Annotated in this window: 8 protein-coding genes; 2 read left to right on the top strand and 6 right to left on the bottom strand. The window is 72.2% G+C overall.

Annotated features, from left to right (window positions below):
- Both ACJ73U_RS20395 and ACJ73U_RS20390 read right to left on the bottom strand, forming a co-directional pair.
- A partial coding sequence (locus ACJ73U_RS20395; protein ID WP_407779250.1) for a DUF3291 domain-containing protein occupies window positions 1–290 on the bottom strand: 290 nt, incomplete at its 3' end.
- 51 nt (window positions 291–341) lie between these two features.
- Window positions 342–2,249 (bottom strand): Xaa-Pro dipeptidyl-peptidase, encoded by a 1,908-nt coding sequence (locus ACJ73U_RS20390; protein ID WP_407779249.1) that lies wholly within the window; start codon window positions 2,247–2,249, stop codon window positions 342–344.
- Window positions 2,250–2,431: 182 nt separating this feature from the next.
- Between ACJ73U_RS20390 and ACJ73U_RS20385 the strand changes: the two genes are divergently transcribed.
- On the top strand, window positions 2,432–6,148 hold the full coding sequence (locus ACJ73U_RS20385) for a S8 family serine peptidase (RefSeq protein WP_407779248.1): 3,717 nt from the start codon (window positions 2,432–2,434) through the stop codon (window positions 6,146–6,148).
- A 70-nt stretch (window positions 6,149–6,218) separates the two neighbouring features.
- On the opposite strand, the gene ACJ73U_RS20380 is transcribed toward ACJ73U_RS20385, so the two are convergent.
- Complete coding sequence (locus tag ACJ73U_RS20380) at window positions 6,219–8,510, bottom strand: ABC transporter permease (RefSeq protein ID WP_407779247.1); 2,292 nt, start codon at window positions 8,508–8,510, stop codon at window positions 6,219–6,221.
- A gap of 381 nt (window positions 8,511–8,891) precedes the next feature.
- On the opposite strand from ACJ73U_RS20380, the gene ACJ73U_RS20375 reads away from it, so the two are divergent.
- The gene (locus ACJ73U_RS20375) at window positions 8,892–12,395 is read left to right on the top strand and encodes an AAA domain-containing protein (RefSeq protein ID WP_407779246.1); all 3,504 of its coding nucleotides are present in this window, start codon (window positions 8,892–8,894) and stop codon (window positions 12,393–12,395) included.
- 96 nt (window positions 12,396–12,491) lie between these two features.
- On the opposite strand, the gene ACJ73U_RS20370 is transcribed toward ACJ73U_RS20375, so the two are convergent.
- The 3 genes from ACJ73U_RS20370 to ACJ73U_RS20360 form a co-directional block, all read right to left on the bottom strand.
- A complete protein-coding gene (locus ACJ73U_RS20370) occupies window positions 12,492–15,236 on the bottom strand; it encodes a ricin-type beta-trefoil lectin domain protein (protein WP_407779245.1) in 2,745 nt (914 codons plus the stop codon).
- A 175-nt stretch (window positions 15,237–15,411) separates the two neighbouring features.
- A complete protein-coding gene (locus ACJ73U_RS20365) occupies window positions 15,412–16,065 on the bottom strand; it encodes an NAD(P)H-binding protein (RefSeq protein ID WP_407779244.1) in 654 nt (217 codons plus the stop codon).
- Between the two features lie 58 nt (window positions 16,066–16,123).
- The gene (locus ACJ73U_RS20360; RefSeq protein ID WP_407779243.1) at window positions 16,124–18,916 is read right to left on the bottom strand and encodes an AAA family ATPase; all 2,793 of its coding nucleotides are present in this window, start codon (window positions 18,914–18,916) and stop codon (window positions 16,124–16,126) included.
- Window positions 18,917–18,969 lie beyond the last annotated feature (53 nt).

The following is an 18,969-nucleotide window of genomic DNA, read 5'->3' as shown; positions in this document are numbered from 1 at the left end:
GTGCTGGGCTGGGTGACCCGTTCGAACCACTGGCGCTGCCGGCGGATGTAGTGGTTGTGGGCGCTGCGGTAGGCGTACTGGTGCAGTGCGGCATAGGACGTCCACACCGACACGTTGACGATGAGCCGCCTGTCGTCCCCGAGGTACACGCGCTCGCGCCACACGAAACCGGGGGCCTGGTCGGCGAGGCGGTTGATCCGCTCGGTCGCCGCCGTCACCTCGGCGGACCGCGGGTCCTCCGGTGGGTGGCGGAGCCGGGACATGTTCGCCTGGGCCAGGTGGAACGCCACGTCACCAAGGCTACGCCGGGAACGGCGACAGGTCCGTCACCACCGCACCGGTCAGCCGGCCAGCCGGCCCGGCACGATGTCCGGCTGGATCCTGGTCACCGGCGGACCCGCCGACTGAGCCGCCGACGGGGCCGCCGGCAGCGTGCCCAGCAGCGGGATCTGTACCGAGGTCTCGGCCAGGCCGATGGTCACCTGGGGGAGCTGGGCCGGAGTGCTGGTCATGCTGCTGTCGCTGCCGGCGACCACCAGTGCCAGCCGGTGCCCGGCGGGCACCACCCAGTCCGTTGTGGACAGCCGGAACGTCATGGTGTACCTGGTGCCCGGGACGAGCGTGCGGGGCGTGCTGAGCGAGGCGTAGTTGGCCAGGTCGGCCCAGCCGCGGGCGATGATCTGGGCGTCCACGGTGGCCGTGGTGGCCACCGTGTCGCGGTAGCAGGCGTCGTCGCCTGGTCGGTCCTCGCCCCAGCACGACTCGGTGGTCAGCGTGCGGATGCCCTCGCCGGAGCTGCCGCGGACCGTCGCCGTGCCGTAGTCGACCAGGTAGGCGGACAGGTGCGCGGTGGACGTCGACGGGGTGGCGGCGACCGTGATCCGCGAGATGCCGGCCACCCGCAGCTCCGCGGTCAGCGGGCCGGTGCTGTACACCACCCGGCGGGCCGAAGTCGTGGTGGGAGAGGCGATGTAGCTCGCCGGGGTCCCGGAACCGTTGTCGGTGAAGGAGGATGTCGCCGTTGCGGGGGTGGTCCGCAGCTTGCCGACGCCCGCGACCGAACCGGCCACCGGGTACAGGGTCTGCGTCCGCGTGCCCGCCGGCGGCCAGTCCGCGGTGTCGCTCCACTGGTCCACGGCGCGCTCGACCGACACCCGCGGCTCGTTCTCGATCCCGTTCGGCACGCCCAGCAGCCACCGGTCGAACCAGCGGTGCAGTGTGGCGACCCAGGTGGCCCGCCGGTAGTCGAACGGGTCGACGTGCCCGGTCTGGGACAGCCACAGCTTGCGCGGCACCGACGCCGGCAGCGCGTCCAGCCACTGGCCCCAGTTCACCGGCTTGACGTTCAGGTCGGCCCGCCCGTTGACCGAGAACACCGCGGCCCGCACGTTCGCGGCGCTGCGCACGAAGTCCCGCTGCTGCCACATCGCGGTGTAGTCGCCGTTGGCCGGGGCGCCCGCGGTCATCTCGGACCGCACGGCCGCACACCGGGACTTCGCGCCGGTGTTCTCGAAGCCCGACGCCAGGCTCGTTGGCGTGCCGAAGTCGCGGAAGGCGACGCCGTCGGACCGGAACCAGTCGTACCACGAGCTGATCGCCGAGATCGGCACGATCGTGCGCAGCCCGTCGACCCCGGTGGCCGCCACGCCCTGGGTGATGCTGCCGTCCCAGGACTTGCCGATCATCGCGGCCGCGCCGGTGGACCAGTCCGCGGTCACCACCGAGCCGCCCGACACCGCCGAGTACGCGCTGGCCCGGCCGTTCAGCCAGTCGATCACGGCCTTGCCGGAGGCCACCTCGGACCGGCCGCCGGTGTCCATGCAGCCGGTGGACCGGGACGACCCGCTGAAGTCGACCAGTGCGACCGCGTAGCCGCGCGGCACGAAGTAGTTGTCGTAGAACAGGGGGAACTTGACCGGCAGACCGGCGGAGTCGTAGCTCTTGCGCTCGCTTTCGTTGCCGCGCCCCGAGGTCGCGTAGTACGGGCTGGCGTCGATGATCACCGGGACCCGCGCGGTGGTGGCGGGGCGGATGATGTCGGTGGCCACCCGGTCGCCGACGCCGTTGCCGTCCAGGTCCAGCCCGATGTCCACCCACACGGTCTCCCGCACCGCGTCGGCGAACGAGTGGATCGGCTGGGTCACCCCGTCCGCGACGACGAACGCGGGTTCGTCCGCGGACGCGGGCACGGCCACCAACCCCGACAGCACCCCGACCAGCCCGGCGACGACCACGCCACGACGCACCATGCCCGGCACGCTAGGTCACGGCCCGGATCGGTCGGCAGGGCCAACCGGTGATGCCAGTTGCCAGGTGCCGGGCGCTGGGCCGGATGGCGCAATTCGGTCCTCATCCGGCGCGGGGAGTAAACGGAACCCGGTGCGACCCAGTTCTCACGGAGGGAGGGATTTCCTGACCGGGAGGAGAAGTGGTGGGGCGACGAAAGTGGTGGCGTGGCGGGGTGGTGGTCGCGCTGGCGGCCGCGCTGGCCGCGAGTGTCGTGGCGAGCGGGGGACCGGGGGCGGTGGCCCAACAGGGCGCCGCCGCGGGCCGGGGTGAGCCGGTCTCGGTCACGCTGGTCAGCGGGGACCGGGTGGAGCTGTGGGGGAGTGGCCCGTCGGCTCCGCTGCGGGTCGAGCCCGCGCCGCGCGGCCACTCGGTGCCGTTCCAGGACTACTGGCACGACGGCGACCGGTACGTCGTGCCCGGCGACGCCGCCCTGCTGGTGGCGGACGGCGTGCTGGACCCCGAGCTGTTCAACGTCACCGGGCTGATCCGGCAGCGCTACGACGACGCGCACACCGCCGCCGTGCCGCTGCTGGTCCAGTACACCGACGCCCGCGCGCGGGCCCGGGCCGCGGTGCCGGCCGGCGCCTCGGTGCGCCGGGCGCTGCCGGAGCTCAACCTGACCGCGCTGGACCAGAACAAGGACAGCGCGACGGGCCTCTACGGTGCGCTGACGGGTGGCTCGCCCACCGCCCGGAGCGCCACCGGCGTCCGCAAGGTCTGGCTGAACAAGCGGGTGCGGGCCACCCTGGACCAGAGCGTGCCGCAGGTCGGCGCGCCGACGGCCTGGCAGCGCGGGCTGACCGGGGCCGGGGTGCGGGTCGCGGTGCTGGACACCGGGATCGACACCGACCACCCGGACCTGGTCGGCAAGACCGCGGTCAGCGCGGACTTCACCGGATCCGGCGGGGTCGAGGACGGGTTCGGGCACGGCACGCACGTGGCGTCGATCATCACCGGGACGGGCGCGGCCTCGGGTGGGAAGTACCGCGGCGTGGCGCCGGATGTCACCCTCGCGGTGGGCAAGGTGCTCGACGACACGGGTTGGGGCACCGACGACAGCGTCCTGGCCGGGATGCGGTGGGCGGCCGCGGAGTCCGGCGCGAAGGTCGTCAACATGAGCCTGGGCAGCGAGCCCACCGACGGCCAGGACCCGATGTCGATCGCGGTGAACACGCTCAGCCGCCGGTACGGGACGCTGTTCGTGATCGCCGCCGGCAACTTCGGGGCGGACGGGACGGTGTCCTCCCCGGCGAGCGCGGACGACGCGCTCGCGGTCGGCAGCGTGTCCAAGCAGGACAAGCCGAGCGACTTCTCCAGCCGCGGCCCGCGGCTCGGGGACGGCGCGGCCAAGCCGGAGATCAGCGCACCGGGCGGCGGCATAGTCGCGGCCCGGCCGGCCGGCGTGGCACCGCTGGGCGAGCCGGTCGGCGACGCCTACCAGCGACTCGACGGCACCTCGATGGCGACCCCGCACGTGGCCGGGGCGGCGGCGATCCTGGCCCAGCAGCACCCGGACTGGGCCGCGTCCGCGCTGAAGTCGGCCCTGGTCAGCAGTGCGCAGGAGCTGCCCGGTGCCGGCGTGTTCCAGGTCGGTGCCGGCCGGCTGGACCTGGCGCGGGCGACCGCGACACCGGTCGTCGCCACCGCCGCGGCGTCGGCGTACCTGCCCTGGCCGAACACCGGGTCGCAGGTGCGGCGGACGGTCACCTGGACCAACACCGGCGCCGCGCCGGTGACGCTGGCACTGCACGCCGACCTGGTCGACGGCAAGGGCCGGCCGGCCCCGGCCGGACTGGCCACCCTGACCGCGGACAGCGTCACCGTGCCGGCCGGTGGCAGCGTGCCGGTCGAACTGGTCGTCACCGGCCAGGAGGGGAAGACCGGGACCTACTCCGGGGTGCTCGTCGCCGGCGACGCCACCGGCACGGTCCACACCCGCACGGCGATCTCGGTGTACCAGCAGGAGCAGCGGTTCTCCTTCACCCCCACGATGCTCGACCGCAACGGCGCGCAACCGTCGCCGGAGGACGGGCGATCGATGGTGTACATCTACGACCTCGGGTCCGGGGACTCCTACCTCGCCGCGTCGGGCACGACGCTCACCCTGCCCCGCGGCCGGTACGCCGTGCACGCCGCGATCACCACCGCGGTGCCGGGCCAGGAGTCGTCGTTCACGATGGTCAGCCATCCCGAGCTGGCCCTGGACCGGGACGTCACGCAGGTGTTCGACGCCCGGATCGGCCAGCCGGTCACCGCCGAGCCGGACAACCCGGCCGCCCGCGGCGGGACGCAGGCCCTCTACGCGCTGTCCCGGGTGGACGACTGCGGCTGCTCGTTCGCGCTCTACTACGAGGGCGACCCGCGGTTCGAGCCGTTGTACGCCGCGACCCTGCCGGGCACGGCGTCGGACGCCTACGCGCTCGGCATCGCGCGCCGGGCCACCGAGCCGGCACTGGAGATGGTGGCCAACGACGGACAGCCGTTCGACGTCGACCTCCAGTCGCTGTTCAGTCCGCCGCCGACCGAGCAGACCCCGCTCACCGCCGTCTACGGCGGCTCCGGCACGCCCGAGGACCTCGCCAGGATCGACGCCACCGGCAAGCTCGTGGTGGTCGAGTTCGACCCGAACCTCGGCCGGGACGAGTGGGTGCGGCGTGCCGTCGACATCGGCAAGGCCGGCGGCAAGCTCGCCATGTTCCGGTTCGTCGACCAGGGTGCCGTCCCGCTGCCACCGGGTGACCCGGTCGACGGCGAGCCGGTGCCGACCTTCTACGGCCGCGACAGCGGCACCGTCGACCGGCTGGTCGAGCTGGTCAAGAAGGGCGAGACCACGGTCAACTACGCCAGCCGGGCGACCACCGACCTGCGGTACGAGCTGGTCCACGGTGTCCAGCGGCAGGTCACCGCGCCGGTCACCTACCGGCCGCGGACCAGGGACCTGGCCACGATGCGCGCGGCCTACCACGACAACGCGCCGAACATCGGCGGCTTCGTCGGGTTCGGCAAGCTGTTCGACCGCTACATCGGCACCGGGTGGTTCGCGCAGACGGCGTCCCAGCAGGAACGGGTGGAGTACTTCACCCCGACCGAGTGGGACCTGGGCTGGAGCACCGGGCCGAACATCCTGGACGACACCGTGACGCTCGCCGCCCACCGGCCGCCCACCCGGATCGTGTGGAACAAGGCGGTGGTCGGGCCGACGCTGCACGGCACCACGGTGAACACCGTGGTCGAGCAACCGCACCCGTGGTCCTGGCGCAACGGCGGCCGGATCAGCGTCGCACTGCCGATGTACGGCGACGCGGCGGGCCGGCCGCGGACGGTCGACGGGTTCGGCTTCGGCACCGGATCGGTCACCGTGTACCGGGACGGCGTGGCGCTGGGCACGACCCCGGTGAGCGAGTTCGCCGAGTACCCGGCGCCGGACGCGGACTCGTCCTACCGGGTGGTGGCCGACGCCCGGCAGGCCAGCGACAGCTGGACACTGTCCACAGTGGTCACGGCGGAGTGGACCTTCCACTCCTCGTCGGCCGGCGAGGGCAAGGCGCTGCCGATGCTGACCACCCGGTTCGACCCCGCCGTGGACCTGCGCAACCGGGCGCCCGGCAACCGCCGGTTCTCCTTCCCGGCGTACGTGGAGCGCCAGGACGGCCCGACCCAGGTCACATCGCTGTCGGTGGACGTGTCCTACGACGACGGCACGACCTGGCAACCGGCCGATGTCCGCCGTGACCACGACCACTGGACGGTGACCGTGCGACACCCGAGGAGCGGCTACGCCTCACTGCGGTCCCGGGCGTCCGATGTGGACGGCAACCAGCTGACGCAGACGATCGTCCGGGCATACCAGATCGGCTGAGAACCGTGGCCCGCGGCGGCACCCCGTGCGGGTGCCGCCGCGGGAGCGCCTGAAGAAGCGGACGGGTAGGTCATTCGGTGCGCATCGAGGACAGGCGGGCCGCGCCTCGTAGTGATGGGAGCGTCACGGTGGTCACCAGCAGTACCAGCGCGGCCGCGGTCGCGCTGAGGACGCCGACGGCGGGCCAGTCGACCGTGAAGCGCGCGCTGGTCAGGCGGGCGCCCAGTGCGGCGACTCCGATCCCGGTCACCACGGCGGTGGCGATGCCGAGCAGCAACGGGATCGCGTTCTGCCACACCACCGACCGGGCCAGTACCCGCACCGGCACGCCGGTCGCGGCGAGCATCGCTATGGTGCGCCGGCGCTCGCGCAGCTGTTCCAGGCCGAGCACGAGCAGGCTGACCCCGGCCAGCAGCAGCGTGAACACCGACCCGGCGAGCAGTCCCGCCCGGATCGCCAGGTAGGACCGCTGGCTGTCGGTCAGCTGGACCGGGTCCTGGACGAACAGCGAGGCGTGCCAGGCGAACGGCGCGAGCGCGTTGCGGGCGACTTCGGCGAGGTCCGGGTCGCGCCAGGTGGCCCGGACCTCGCCGTTCGCCCAGACCCGGCTCAGGTCGAGGCCGGGCATCGCGCCCGGCGTGGCCATGACAGGGGGGTTCGAGCTGTCCGCCGGTGGTGCCACCGGGATGAGGTCCGGTGCCGTCCAGGTGCCGATCGAGTGCTGGCCCTCCGCGTAGTAGCTCACCGCGTAGGACTGTCCGGTGTGGATGGGCAGAGGAACGGTCCGATCCACGTAGACGGCGCCGTCGCGGCAGTCGTGGAGGCCGGCGAGCGCCCGCCAGGTCGCGCAGTCGGCGACCTCGATGCCGACGCTCGTGTTCGGGTCCGGCCCGCGCAGGTCCACGGTCCGCCTCAGGTGCAGGGGGCCCAACCCCGGCACCGTCGCCAGCGCGGCCGCCACCGCGTCCGCGTTCGTGGCGTCGGTGTCGACGGTCAGCCGCGTGTCGTCCTGGCGCGGCAGCGGGCCGGGGTCGAACTCCCGGGCCTGTCCGGTCAGCAGCGACTGCACGGCGATCGCCCCGGCCAGCACCACCGCGAGCCCGGCGACCACCCGTGCCGGGGTACCGCTGTCGAGCTGCAGGCGCCGGACCGCGAGCTGGAACGCCGGACGGCCGCCGGACAACCGCCCGACCGCGCGCTCCAGCAGCCACGGCAGCAGCGCGGGGACGCCGACGAGCAGGCAGGTCACCCCGACCGCGACCGACGTCGTGGTCAGCCCGGAGTCGTCGCGCAACGACAGCCGCACCAGCAGGACCACCCCGGCGAGGGCGGGGACCAGCCGCCACCACAGCCGGCGCCGGACCGGCCTGGCGCGTCGGACGACACCGAGCGGCTCGATCGCCGTGCCGCGCAGCGCGAGGAGCGAGCTGAGCACGGACAGCGCGGGCACCACCACCACGACCACGGCCACCAGCGGCCACGGCGGCGTGACATCGCTGACGAACAGGCTCCCGTCCCGCACCCGCACGGACGGTGCCAGCTGCCGCAGGAAAAGGAAGGCCGCGGCACCGAGCACCAGCCCGGCCACCGCGGTGACCAGCGACTCGCCGGCGGCGATCCGGCGGACCTGCGGCAGGTCCGAGCCGACCAGCCGGAGCGCGGCGAGCCGCCGGTCCCGCTCGGCACCCGCGATGCGCGCGGAGGTCGCCACGAACACGAAGACGGGCGCCAACAGGGAGACGACGCCGATCAGCAGCACGGCCAGCAGCCGGGGGTCGAGGCCGTCCGGCTCGCCGGGGGCGCCGAAGGAGTAGACCCGCTCACCCGGCAACGAGGCGTCGGCGCCGACGTACGCGCGCAGGTCGTCCGGGTTGGCGAGGCCCGCCTGGCCGATGGTGCCGACCGCGCGCCCGGGGAACCGCGGCCGCAGCAGGGTCGCGTCGTCGGAGCGCAGCAACTCGGCGAGCGCGGGGGACAGGACCGTCTCCCCGGGAGCGGGCACCCGATCCAGGCCGGGTGGCACCGGCGCCGTCGGACCGTTCGCGTGCACGTACCGGATCGAGATGCGCTCACCCCGGAACGACGTGCTGGTGTCGTCCATGGACAACGGCGTCACCCCGGCGACGGGGACGTCGACCGGGACGCCGGCGAGCTGGCGGGCGCTGCGCGCGGAGATCGCGTGGTTCGCGGAGGCCGCGAACAGCAGCACCGTGACCGCGACCCCGACGCCGACCGTGCCGAGCAGCAGCCGGGCGATCGCCGTCCCGGAGGTCCGTCCGCCCCCGACGGCCAGCCTGATCCCCAGCGCCAGATCACCCGCCCAGGTGGTGAGGCGCCCGCGCCGCCGAGCCGACGCCCTCATGGCGCCGCCCGGACCGGCGCCGCGGGCACCAGCGTGGCGCCGATCCGGCGGCGCGCGTGGGTTCCGGCGCTGGTGAACGCGCCGAGCAAGGTGTTCGCGATGGGCACGGCGGGAGTATACACTGGACGTATACATGCCGTGTATACCCCGCCCGCGTCGGATGAGCGCGGGCCTTCGCGAATTCGCGCTGTCATGAAACCCAGAAACTCGTCTGGCCCATTACCCACTGGCTCTGATTGACGTTGTTTGTTCTCGGATGTATTGCGCAGAAGGAGACTCGTGTTACTCGCGCGTGCACAACTCTGGAAATGATTCGCAGGTAAGTGGGGCACCGTTATCATCCTCCGCGTTCGGACTGTCTGGTCGGCGATCGGAGTCGGGTTGGCACGGGGGAAGTACGCGGAACGGGCCGAGGTGCTCGAATTCTGGCGGACCGTGGAGATGTTCAGCCCACAGAAGGTGGACAGGGTCGACCGTGAGCAGTTGGTGTTCTCGGTGCGGCCCGGTCAGGCGCTGCCGTGGGAGGCGCGTCATGAGCTGGCCCGGCGGAAGCTGAACCGGACGCAGACCTGGCGCCACAAGGTCTATCTGGGTGTCTACGGGCTCGAGGAGATGTTCGAGGTGATCTCCCGGGTCTTCGCGCCGGACGAGGACAGCTACGACGAACGCCCGGCGGGGGAGAGCGCCGTCGCCGCGTTCGTGGTCGACGAGAAGGGGTGTGCGCTCGTCGACTCCGCTGTGCTGTCCAGTTGCGCGTGGGCCACGGGCCAGGCGGTGCGGCGACGTCGCGGGCGGGACTGGCTGTCCGGCTTCCGGGGCGCGGCGACCGACTTCGAGGAGGCGTTGCGGGACGCGGTCACCGACATCGTGCCGTCGGGCGACGACGAGGCACCGCCGCTGTCCGTGCCCCGGGTGCTGACCGGCGCCGACCTCCTGGCATGCCTGGACGCCGCCGTGGGCGCGGCAGGGATCGGCAGCGCGCTGTCCTGCGCCGAGATCCGGGTCAAGAGCCAGATCGTGGGCCGGCGCAACGCGGACGACCAGGGCGGGCACGACTTCCTCAACAGCTTCATCATGGACGACCTGGGCAAGGTCGCCGAACGCGTGCGAAGCGGCGATGTCGGCGCCGCGTTGCACGACTACCTGCGTGCCGAGGCCGAGATCTCGGCGGCCGATCGGGTCGACGTGCGCGCCGGGCTCGGTGCCGTGTTGGCGGGTACCGCGCCGCAGGTGGTGCCCGCCGGACGCTGGCCCAGTCATCCCGAGCACGCGCTCGCGCAGAACCAGCAGTTGGCCGTGAGCGCGGCGGTGGGCATGACCGGCGCCGGCATCATGGGGGTCAACGGGCCGCCCGGCACGGGAAAGACCACGATGCTGCGTGACCTCGTCGCAGCGCTGGTGGTGGCGCGGGCTGAGCGGCTGGCGGCGCTGGCCAACCCCGGCAAGGCGTTCACCGGCACGAAGCGGCGCTGGGAGACAGGGCCGTACAAGCGCGTGGTCAGCGTGTGGCGGCCCGAGCTCACCGGCTTCGAGATGGTCGTCGCCTCGGCGAACAACGGCGCGGTCGAGAACGTGACCGATGAGATCCCGGCCGAGTCCGCGATCGACGGGGCGTGGGCCGACCAGGCCGCGGAGCTGGCGTACTTCCCGGAGATCGGCACGGCGTTGCTCGCCGGCTCGGACGCCTCGGCCGAGCGGCCGGCCGCGGCGACCAGCTCGCGTGCCTGGGGGATGGTGGCGGCGCGGTTGGGCAACAAGGCCAACCGCAACCGGTTCGCCGGTGCGTTCTGGTACCACACGCCCGACGACCCGGAGGACGACCAGGCGTGGTACGGACTGAACACGGTACTGAGGAACTATGAACAGACTCCGCCTGACAGGTCGTGGTCGGCGGAGGTCGAGGACTTCCGGGCCGTGGCGGCGCGGGTGGCGGCCGTGCGTGCCGACCGTGCCGAGGTGTACCGGACCGTCGACAAGCGGGCACGGATGGACGACAGGTTGGCGAGCCTGCGCCGTGCGGTGACCGCGGCCGGGCGGCGGGTCGGGCAGGCGCGGGCGCGCCGCGAGGCGGCTGTCGTCACCGAGCGGGAACAGGCGGCGGAAGCGGAGCGGATCGCGCGGACCCGGCAGGCCGAGGCCGAACAGCGTGCGCGCAACCGGGTGGCCGACGCCGAGCGGCTGGTCCGCCAGGGCGAGGCGGAGATCGACAGTGTCGCCGGCGGACGCCGGGCCGACGCCGAGCGGTCGGTGCGGTCGTGGGAGGCCGAGATGCCTCGGCGCTGGCAGTTCCGCGCCGACTACCGCGAGACACGGCCGGGACTGTGGCAGCGGGTGCGCACGTTCGGTGCCGCCGGCCGGCAGTGGGCGCAGCACGACGAGTGGCTGACCGGCCAGTTGCACGACGCGCAGGAGGAACTGGACCGAGCCAGGAAGGAGTTGGCCGCGGCCGAGCACGAGATCGACACCGTGCGGCGGGCGGTGGCCGCCGCTCGGCAGGAGCTGGCGGAGGCCCGGCACGTCCTGTCCGCCGGCGTGCCCAGGCCCGTGGTCCACCACGAACCGCTGGTGGCGGCGCGCCGGCAGGTGGCGCTGGCCGAGGAGGAGATCACCGCCGCCCTCCGGGCCCGAACCGGGAGCGAGGAGGCCGTACAGGCCTGCGAGACGGAGATCGCGGCTCTCGACGCGCTGCTGGAGCGCGCGGCGGCGGCCTTGGGCAGGCACTACCCGGACGCCACCTGGCGGACCGACCGTGAACGCAGGGAGACGGTCGCCCTGTGGACCGACGCGGAGTGGAACCGGGCCCGCAGCGAGCTCTTCCTCGCCGCGTTGGCCCTGCACAAGGCGTTCCTGCGGCACGCGGCCCAGGACATGCGGCGCAACCTGCAGGCCCTCATGGACGTGCTCAGCGGTGACGTGCCCGACGAGGCGCCGGAGGAAGCGGTGTTGGCGGCCTGGCAGAGCCTGTTCTTCGTCGTGCCCGTGGTGTCGACGACGTTCGACTCGTACGCGCGGATGTTCAGCCACCTCGGCAGGGAGGCGTTGGGCTGGCTGCTCATCGACGAGGCCGGGCAGGCGACGCCGCAGAAGGCCGTCGGCGCGTTGTGGCGTGCGCGGCGTGCCGTGGTCGTCGGTGATCCGCTGCAGCTGGAGCCGGTGGTCACGCTGCCGTTCCGTGCCGAGCAGGCGATCCGCAACGAGCTGGGGGTCGACGAGCAGTGGTTGACCAGCCGTACGTCCGTCCAACGGCTCGCCGACCGCCTCACCCGGCTCGGCACCTGGCTGCCCACCAACGACGACAGGACCTGGGTGGGAGTTCCGCTGACCGTGCACCGGCGCTGCGACCAACCGATGTTCGGCATCGTCAACACCATCGCCTACGACGGCCTCATGATCAACGGAACCGGTACGAGCGCCGGGGAACGGTTCGCCGAGGCCTATCCGACGCTGCCGGAGTCCAAGTGGATCGACGTCGAGGGGGAGGGGGCACGCGGCCACTGGATCCCAGAGGAAGGTCGCCAGCTCGACCGGATCCTCGCCACGCTCGGGGGGTTGGACGGCTTCGCCATGTCCGACGTGATGGTGATCGGGCCGTTCCGCGACATCGCCAGGCAACTCGCCGGTAGAAGGCACCAGTACCCCGGCCTGACCGCCGGCACCATCCACGTCGCGCAGGGCAAGCAGGCCGAGATCGTCGTACTCGTTCTCGGCAGCGCCCCCGGCAAGCCCGGCGCACGCAGGTGGGCATCGGCCAGACCGAACCTGCTCAACGTCGCGATCAGCAGGGCGAAGCGCCGGCTCTACGTCATCGGCGACCGGCGGGAGTGGTCGAAATGGCCGTACTTCACGACCCTGGCCGCCCACCTGCCGCACACGAGCCCTCGCTAGCCTCCGCTGAAGTATCGGCTCCACAGTGGACGGTCGGAGACGTCCGGCACGTCGGCGTGAGCGGCGCGCCGGGTATCGAGAGGTGGGCTTGGCAACTCAACCGCGGGACCAGTTCTGGTTGGCAGTTCCCGCGCATGTCCACAGGACCAGCGAGGTGCCGTTGGCCGTGCCGTGGCCGGTGACGTCCAGGCACTTGCCGGAGCCCGTGTTGATGACTGCCCCGTCCGCTCGGATCTGCCACTGCTGGGTGGCGGCGCCGGTGCAGTCGTAGATCTGCACGGCCGTTCCGTCGGCGGTGCCGTTGCCCGTGGTGTCCAGGCACTTGGTGTCGAACACCGTGAGCTGGTTGCCGGCGGTCGACGTCCACGCCTGGTTCGTGCCGCCGTTGCAGTCCCACAAGGCGGGGCGGGTGCCGTTGTCCTGGTTGAAGGCGGGCACGTCCACGCACCGGCCGGACTCCTGGCCACGCAGCACGCCGGCGGTGTCCGTGCGCGTCCACTTCTGGTTGGCGCCGCCGTTGCACGTCCACAGCACGATGGCCGTGCCGTCGGTCGTGCCGTGGCCGGTCGCGTCGAGGCACTTGCCCGAGCCGGTGACCGTGCCGTCGGCGTTGAACGTCCACCGCTGGGTGGTGGCACCGGTGCACGCGTTGATCCGGGCCGGCGAGCCGTCGGTGGTGCCGGCCGCATCGAGGCAGGTGGTGCCGTACACCGTGAGCTGCCCGGCGGGGGTGGCGGTCCACTGCTGGTTGGTGCCGCGGTTGCAGTCCCAGAGCGCCACCGCGGTGCCGTTGGTCTGGTTGCCGCCGGGCACGTCCACGCACAGCCCGGACTCCAGTCCTTTCAGGACACCGCTGAGGTTGCCCGGCGCGGTGGGCGTGACGCTGAAGTTGTCGAACAGGTCGGTCTGGTACCCCACGACGCCCACCCCGGCGAGACCGGTGGTGAACGCGTTGTCCGTGACGGTGCCGAGCGTGCCGCCGTCGAGTGACGCGGTGATCTGGTTGCCCGAGAAGGCCAGCGTGAGCCGGTGCCAGGTGTTCAGGCCGAGTGCCGGGCGGCTGCCCGAGGTGAGCGTGGTCAGCACGCCGCCGCTGCTGTTGCGGGCGATGGACCACGCGCCCCTGTCGGTGATCCGCAACTGGTAGGCGGCCTGCTGGCGCTGTGGCCGGTTCTGCGTGTTCGCGCGTCCCAGCAGCGTGACCGTGCCGGCCTGCTGCATCGCGACATCGGTGCTGACGGCGTAGTCGCGCCACCCCGGATCGCCCGCGAGGCTGTAGGCGTCGCTGTCGTCCTGCCACTCGATGGGCTTCACCGGCGCCACCTGCTGCAGGCACTGCCCGCCGCGCCCGGCCGCGCACGGGCGCACCTCGAAGGCGCCCTGCATGTCGGCGAAGTACTTGGCCTCATGCCGCGGGGTGTAGCCGTCGAAGTCGTCGGAGTAGGGCAGCGGCAGCGCGCTCGGCGCGGGGCCGGTGGCGGTGCCCTTGCCCTGGCCCGTGGTCGTGGTGACCGAGTAGATCCGGTTCGGTTGCAGGGTCAGGGTGTACGTCCCACCGGACGGGGTCACGTCGGCCTGCCGCACGAAGTAGTCACCCGCGCTGCCCGATCCCAGGTTGGTCGACCAGACGTGCACGGCCCCGGTGCTCAGGCCCCCGGACACCGTGACGTTCACGGTCTGCGCGGCCGTCGCGGTGGTGGTCTCGTAGATGGTCGAGTAGTCGGCGTTGTTGGGCGACCTCAGCGAGACGTAGCCGCCGTTGGCGCGGTTCCCGCCGAGGTAGCCGCTGGCGGAGCCGGTGAGGAACCGCCAGCCGGGCTGCGCGAACTGGGCGACGTGCGCGTTGGCCCACAGCTCGCGGCCGAGCCGGTAGGACCCGGACCACGGCTGGTTCGCCACCGCCAGGCCATCCGTGCCGAACGGCAGCGTCGGGTAGAGCGCGGCGATGAGCGGCCAGTTCATGAACCCGGTCAGCTGCCCGTCGAGGTAGCCGCGGACGATCGAGCGGATGTACGGCCCGGCCCCGGAGTCGGTGTCCTGCGACCCGAACTCCGCGGCCCACAGGGGCTTTCCGGTGGCCACCGCGTTCGCCGACGAGCCACACGAGGTGGCGTCCGACAGGTATCCGCACGGGTAGTGCGACCCGACCACCCCGACGGCGGCGTTGAACGCGCTGTCGGAGAGCATGTCGTCGGCGGTGTTCCAGCCGGTGTCGTCGCCGACGATCCGCACCGAGCCGAACCCGTTGGCGTCCAACGCCGACCGCAGGTTCTCGTACCAGGTCTTGTCGTGGCCGCGCTCGTTCCAGCCGCCCAGGTAGCCGATCGCCAGGCCGTGCTGGCGCGCGCAGTTCAGCCAGGAGATGTCATAGTCGATCATGTCCTGCGACCAGAAGTTCCCGCCGCCGATCCAACCGGGCGCCGCCCACGGCAGCGCGACGAGCCGGATCGCGGGATTGCGGGCGACGGCCTGCTCGCCGAGCCAGAACTCGTAGCCGGCGTCGCAGTTGACCTCACCCCGGACGTGCTCGTGGCTGGGTTCCGCGCCGTCGGTGGAGTTGGCGTCCCCGCCGATCTCCAGCTTCAGCAGCTGTACCGCCGCGCCGTAGCCGGGTGTGAACAGGTAGTCGAGGATCTGCGCGCGTTGCGCCGGCGGGTAGTCGATCAGCAACCGCGAATTGCCGCCACCGCCGCTGATCGCGCCCACCCCGTCGAACGCGCGGCCCGCGAGCGCACCGTTGACGCTCACCGCCGTGGTGGCAGCGGCGGCCGGGGTCGGACTGACCAACGCCAGCACGAGCACGAACGACCACACGAGGATGCGGAACCGGGAATGCGCCATGATGCGTCCAATCATCCGGACCTGCGGACCGGACGCGCGACATCCCGTGACAACACTGTCGAGCGCCTGGAATCCAGCCAAGTGGCCATTCACCGCCCTGTCAAGGAAACAGGGCGACCTTGTCCGGTGATTGGTCTCGACCACTACCCGCGCCGGCACCACGGGTCACGTGGGTTCAGGCGATCTCGTCGAGTGCGCGGTCGATCGGGACACCACCGCCGACCAACTCCAGCACCTTGCCGGCGGTGGACGGCCGGTCGAGCAGGCCGGCGAGCACAGCGGCCACGTCGTCGCGGGTGACCATGGCGAGCGGAACGTGTTCGGCGAGGGTCACCGTGCCGGTGGCGGGATCGTTGGTGAGGCCGCCGGGTTTCAGGATCGTCCAGTCCAGATCGCGGGTCATCAGGTCGGCGTCCGCGGCGGCTTTCGCCCGCAGGTAGGCGGCGAAGACCTCGGGCATGCGCGGGTCCTCCGGACGGTCCAGCCCCATGGCGCTGACCTGGACGTAGCGCCTGACCCCCGCGGACTCGGCGGCATCGGCGAGCAGCACGGCGGCGGCGCGGTCCACGGTGTCCTTGCGTGCCACGCCGCTGCCCGCGCCGGCACCCGCGGCGAACACCACGGCGTCCGCGCCGCTGACCGCGTCCGCCACCTGTTCGGTGGCCGCGTGCTCGAGATCGAGGACGATGGCCTCGCCGCCGGCCGCCCGCACGTCCGCGACGTGGTCGGGGTTGCGCACGACACCGAGGACGGTGTCGCCGCGGTCGGCGAGCAGCTGGGTCAGGCGCAGCGCGATCTGCCCGTGCCCGCCCGCGATCACCACCCGCATGGTGAATCCTTCCTGCGTACTGTCATGGCCCTATCTTCCGACTGTCCTGACAGGACGATCAGAGAGCACTCGGTTGGAGTGGGAGATCCGATCTGCGGTGGACGTTCAGCTTCCGGTAGACCCGGGTGAGGTGTTGCTCCACGGTGCTGACGGTGATGTAGAGCTTGCGCGCGATCTCCCGGTTGGTGTACCCCATCGCGGCGAGGGTGGCGACCCGGCGCTCCGCGTCGCTGAGGGCGGTGAGCTCCGCGTCGGTGCCGTCCGGTTCCGGGACGGAGTCGCCGGGCTGGTCCATCCATTCCGGCACCAGCCTGGTGCCCAGGGACTCCGAATGGCACTCCTTGGCGATGTGCAGGGCCCTGCGTACCGTCATGCGGGCCCGTTCCGTGTCGCCGAGCAGGTGGTAGGTGTCACCGAGGTCGGCGAGTGTCCGGGCGAACTCGAGCTTGTCGCCGCTGGCGTGCAGCTCCTCGCTCGCCTTCTTCAGCAGGTGCGGCCTGCGCCGGAGCTCGGTGCACGCGGCGAGCGCGCGCAGCGAGATCCCGTGTGTCCTGGACCGCTGGGCGCCCGGCCGGTCGAGCTGTGCCTTCGCCAGCTTCCTGGCCTGCGTCTCCTGGCCGAGCCGCACGTACACGTGAGCGGCCTCGCTGCGCCACGGGACCAGCGCGGGCAGGTCGATGTTCCACTCCATCATGCGCTCACCGCAGGTGAGGAAGTCGCTCAACGAGGCCTGCAGCTGGTTGACGGCCAGGTGGTACGTGCCGCGGGCGTACAGGTACCCCAGCCCCCAGCGGGTCTGCAGCATCGCCTGCGGTACCGGCACCATGAGCGCCTTGGCCGCCTGGTCGTAGTTGCCCATCGCGGTGACGGCGTGCACCAGTGCGCCGAGCGGGGCGCCGATCGCCACTCCCCACCCGTGCGCGGAGATCAGCGACAGGGCGGACCTGGCATGCGACTCGGCCGCCGGCAGATCTCCTTTGCGCAGCGAGATCTCGGCACGCACCGCGGCGAACATGCCGTGCCACGAGGGAGCGTGCCGGGCCGACGCCTCCGCGAGCAGCAGGTCGCACCAGTGGGCCGCCTTGTCCTGGTTGTCGGCGTACATCAACGCGAGCAGTGCGAGCTGCACCGACTGGACGGTGGTCTGGTCGAGCCGGCACCCCTGCAGCACCCGTTCGGCCTCGGTCACGACGTGCCCGCGCGGCCCGAACCGCAGGACGGTGGCCACTGTCGCCGGCGCGCGGAGCCGGCCGTCCATGGTGACCGTGTCCTGCACGGCCGCCGAGTCGTCGAGCCGAACCGGGTCCTGTGGCAGGTGCGCCAGCATGGTCGGGTACGACGACGCGAGCCACAGGTGGAAGGCGTGCACATAGGGCCTGGTCTGCTCGTCGACGCGGCTGGTGAGCAGTTCGATCGCCGGGGCGGCCTCGTCGAACCGGCCGTGCCAGAGCAGGTAGTTGATGGGGAAGGTGACCTCGGCGGCGCCGAGGTGGCCGTCCGCGAACGCCGAGAGCAGCCGCGGCAGGCGAACCATCACCGCGGCGGGGTTCATCCGCCACTCCGTCTGGGCGAGCGCGATGTCGATCATCGCCCGTGACGTCGGGTCGGTGCAGGACTGCTCGGCCAGCCTGAGCTGTTCGAGCGCGGTGCCCGTCCGGTCCTCCGCGAGTGCCTGGTCGGCCGCGGTGCACAGGACCCGGATCCCCCAGGGCGGGCAGCTGTGGCCGGAGGCGACCAGGTGTTCGGCGATCACCGCCGGCGGGGCGCCCTCGGCGCGCAGCAGCTCGGCCGCCCGCAGGAACAGCGCGGACCGTTCGTCGCCCGGCATGTCGTCGAGTACCGCCAGCCGCGCGATGGCGCTGACGAACCGGCCGTTCCTGGTCAGACCGGCCGCGCCCAGCACCTGGACGATGTTGTCGGCCAACGAGCTCTTCACGCCGATCAGCCGGTGCAGCAGCCGAGGGCCGGCCGCGCTGTCGAGTACCGCGAGGCCGCGGGCGCCGTGCAGCACGACGGGCTCGCACCGGTGCACGCACACCTGGACCGCCTCGCGGAAGGCGTCGCCGACGATCATCCGGCCGCCGCGCTGCCTCGGTATCGGGTCTGTGGCGTCGAGGTTGTCCTCGATCAGCGCGTGGAGCAGCAGCGGGTTGCCGCCGGTGATGTCGTGGCATTCGGCGGTGAGCTCGTCCGCCCGCTCGGCACCGAGGCGTTCGGCGAGCACCGCGTTGACGCCGGTGGCCGACAGCAGACCCAGCCGGATGCGGCTCGCCCGGGTGTGGGCGATGAGCTCGGCGTTGAACGCGGGGAGCTCCGCCTCCGGTCCGGTGCCCCTGGTCAGCACCATCAACAGCGGGACGGAACGCAACCGCCGCACGAGGCACAGCAACACCCGCAGGGACGCCGGGTCCGCGTACTGCACGTCGTCGACGGTGATCACGACCGGCGAGTGCTCGGTGAGGTCCAGCACGGGCAGGCAGAGCTCGTCGATGAGCGTGGCCGTGGCGAGTGCCGCGCTGTCCGTGGCACCGCTGTCCGGATCCTCGCCGACCGTCCGGCCGCCGAGGCGCCGGCGCAGCCGTTGCACCTGGTCGCCCTGCAGCGACCCGGACTGGAGGAGCTGGCCGACCACGCCGAGGGGGAAGTGGCGTTCGGCACGAGAACCGTTGGCCTTCAACAACAACGCACCCGACTCCGTCGCCTGTTCCGCGAACCAGCTGAGCAACTCGGTCTTCCCGCTCGCCACCGAGCCGGAGATGAGCACCACGGAGCCCGCGCCACGATGACAATCGGCCAACGACTTGATGAGTGCGGCGAGCTCGTCACTTCGTTCGACCAGGGTCACAGGCATCTCCGCGAGTAGGTGGCGGGTGTCGATCGACGGACAGTCACGAACGAGTTGTT

This window comes from Actinophytocola sp., assembly GCF_045807065.1.
Classification (GTDB): Bacteria; Actinomycetota; Actinomycetes; order Mycobacteriales; family Pseudonocardiaceae; genus Actinophytocola.
The sequence above is the reverse complement of the archived record's forward strand: the minus strand, read 5'-3'. Positions and strand labels throughout refer to the sequence as shown.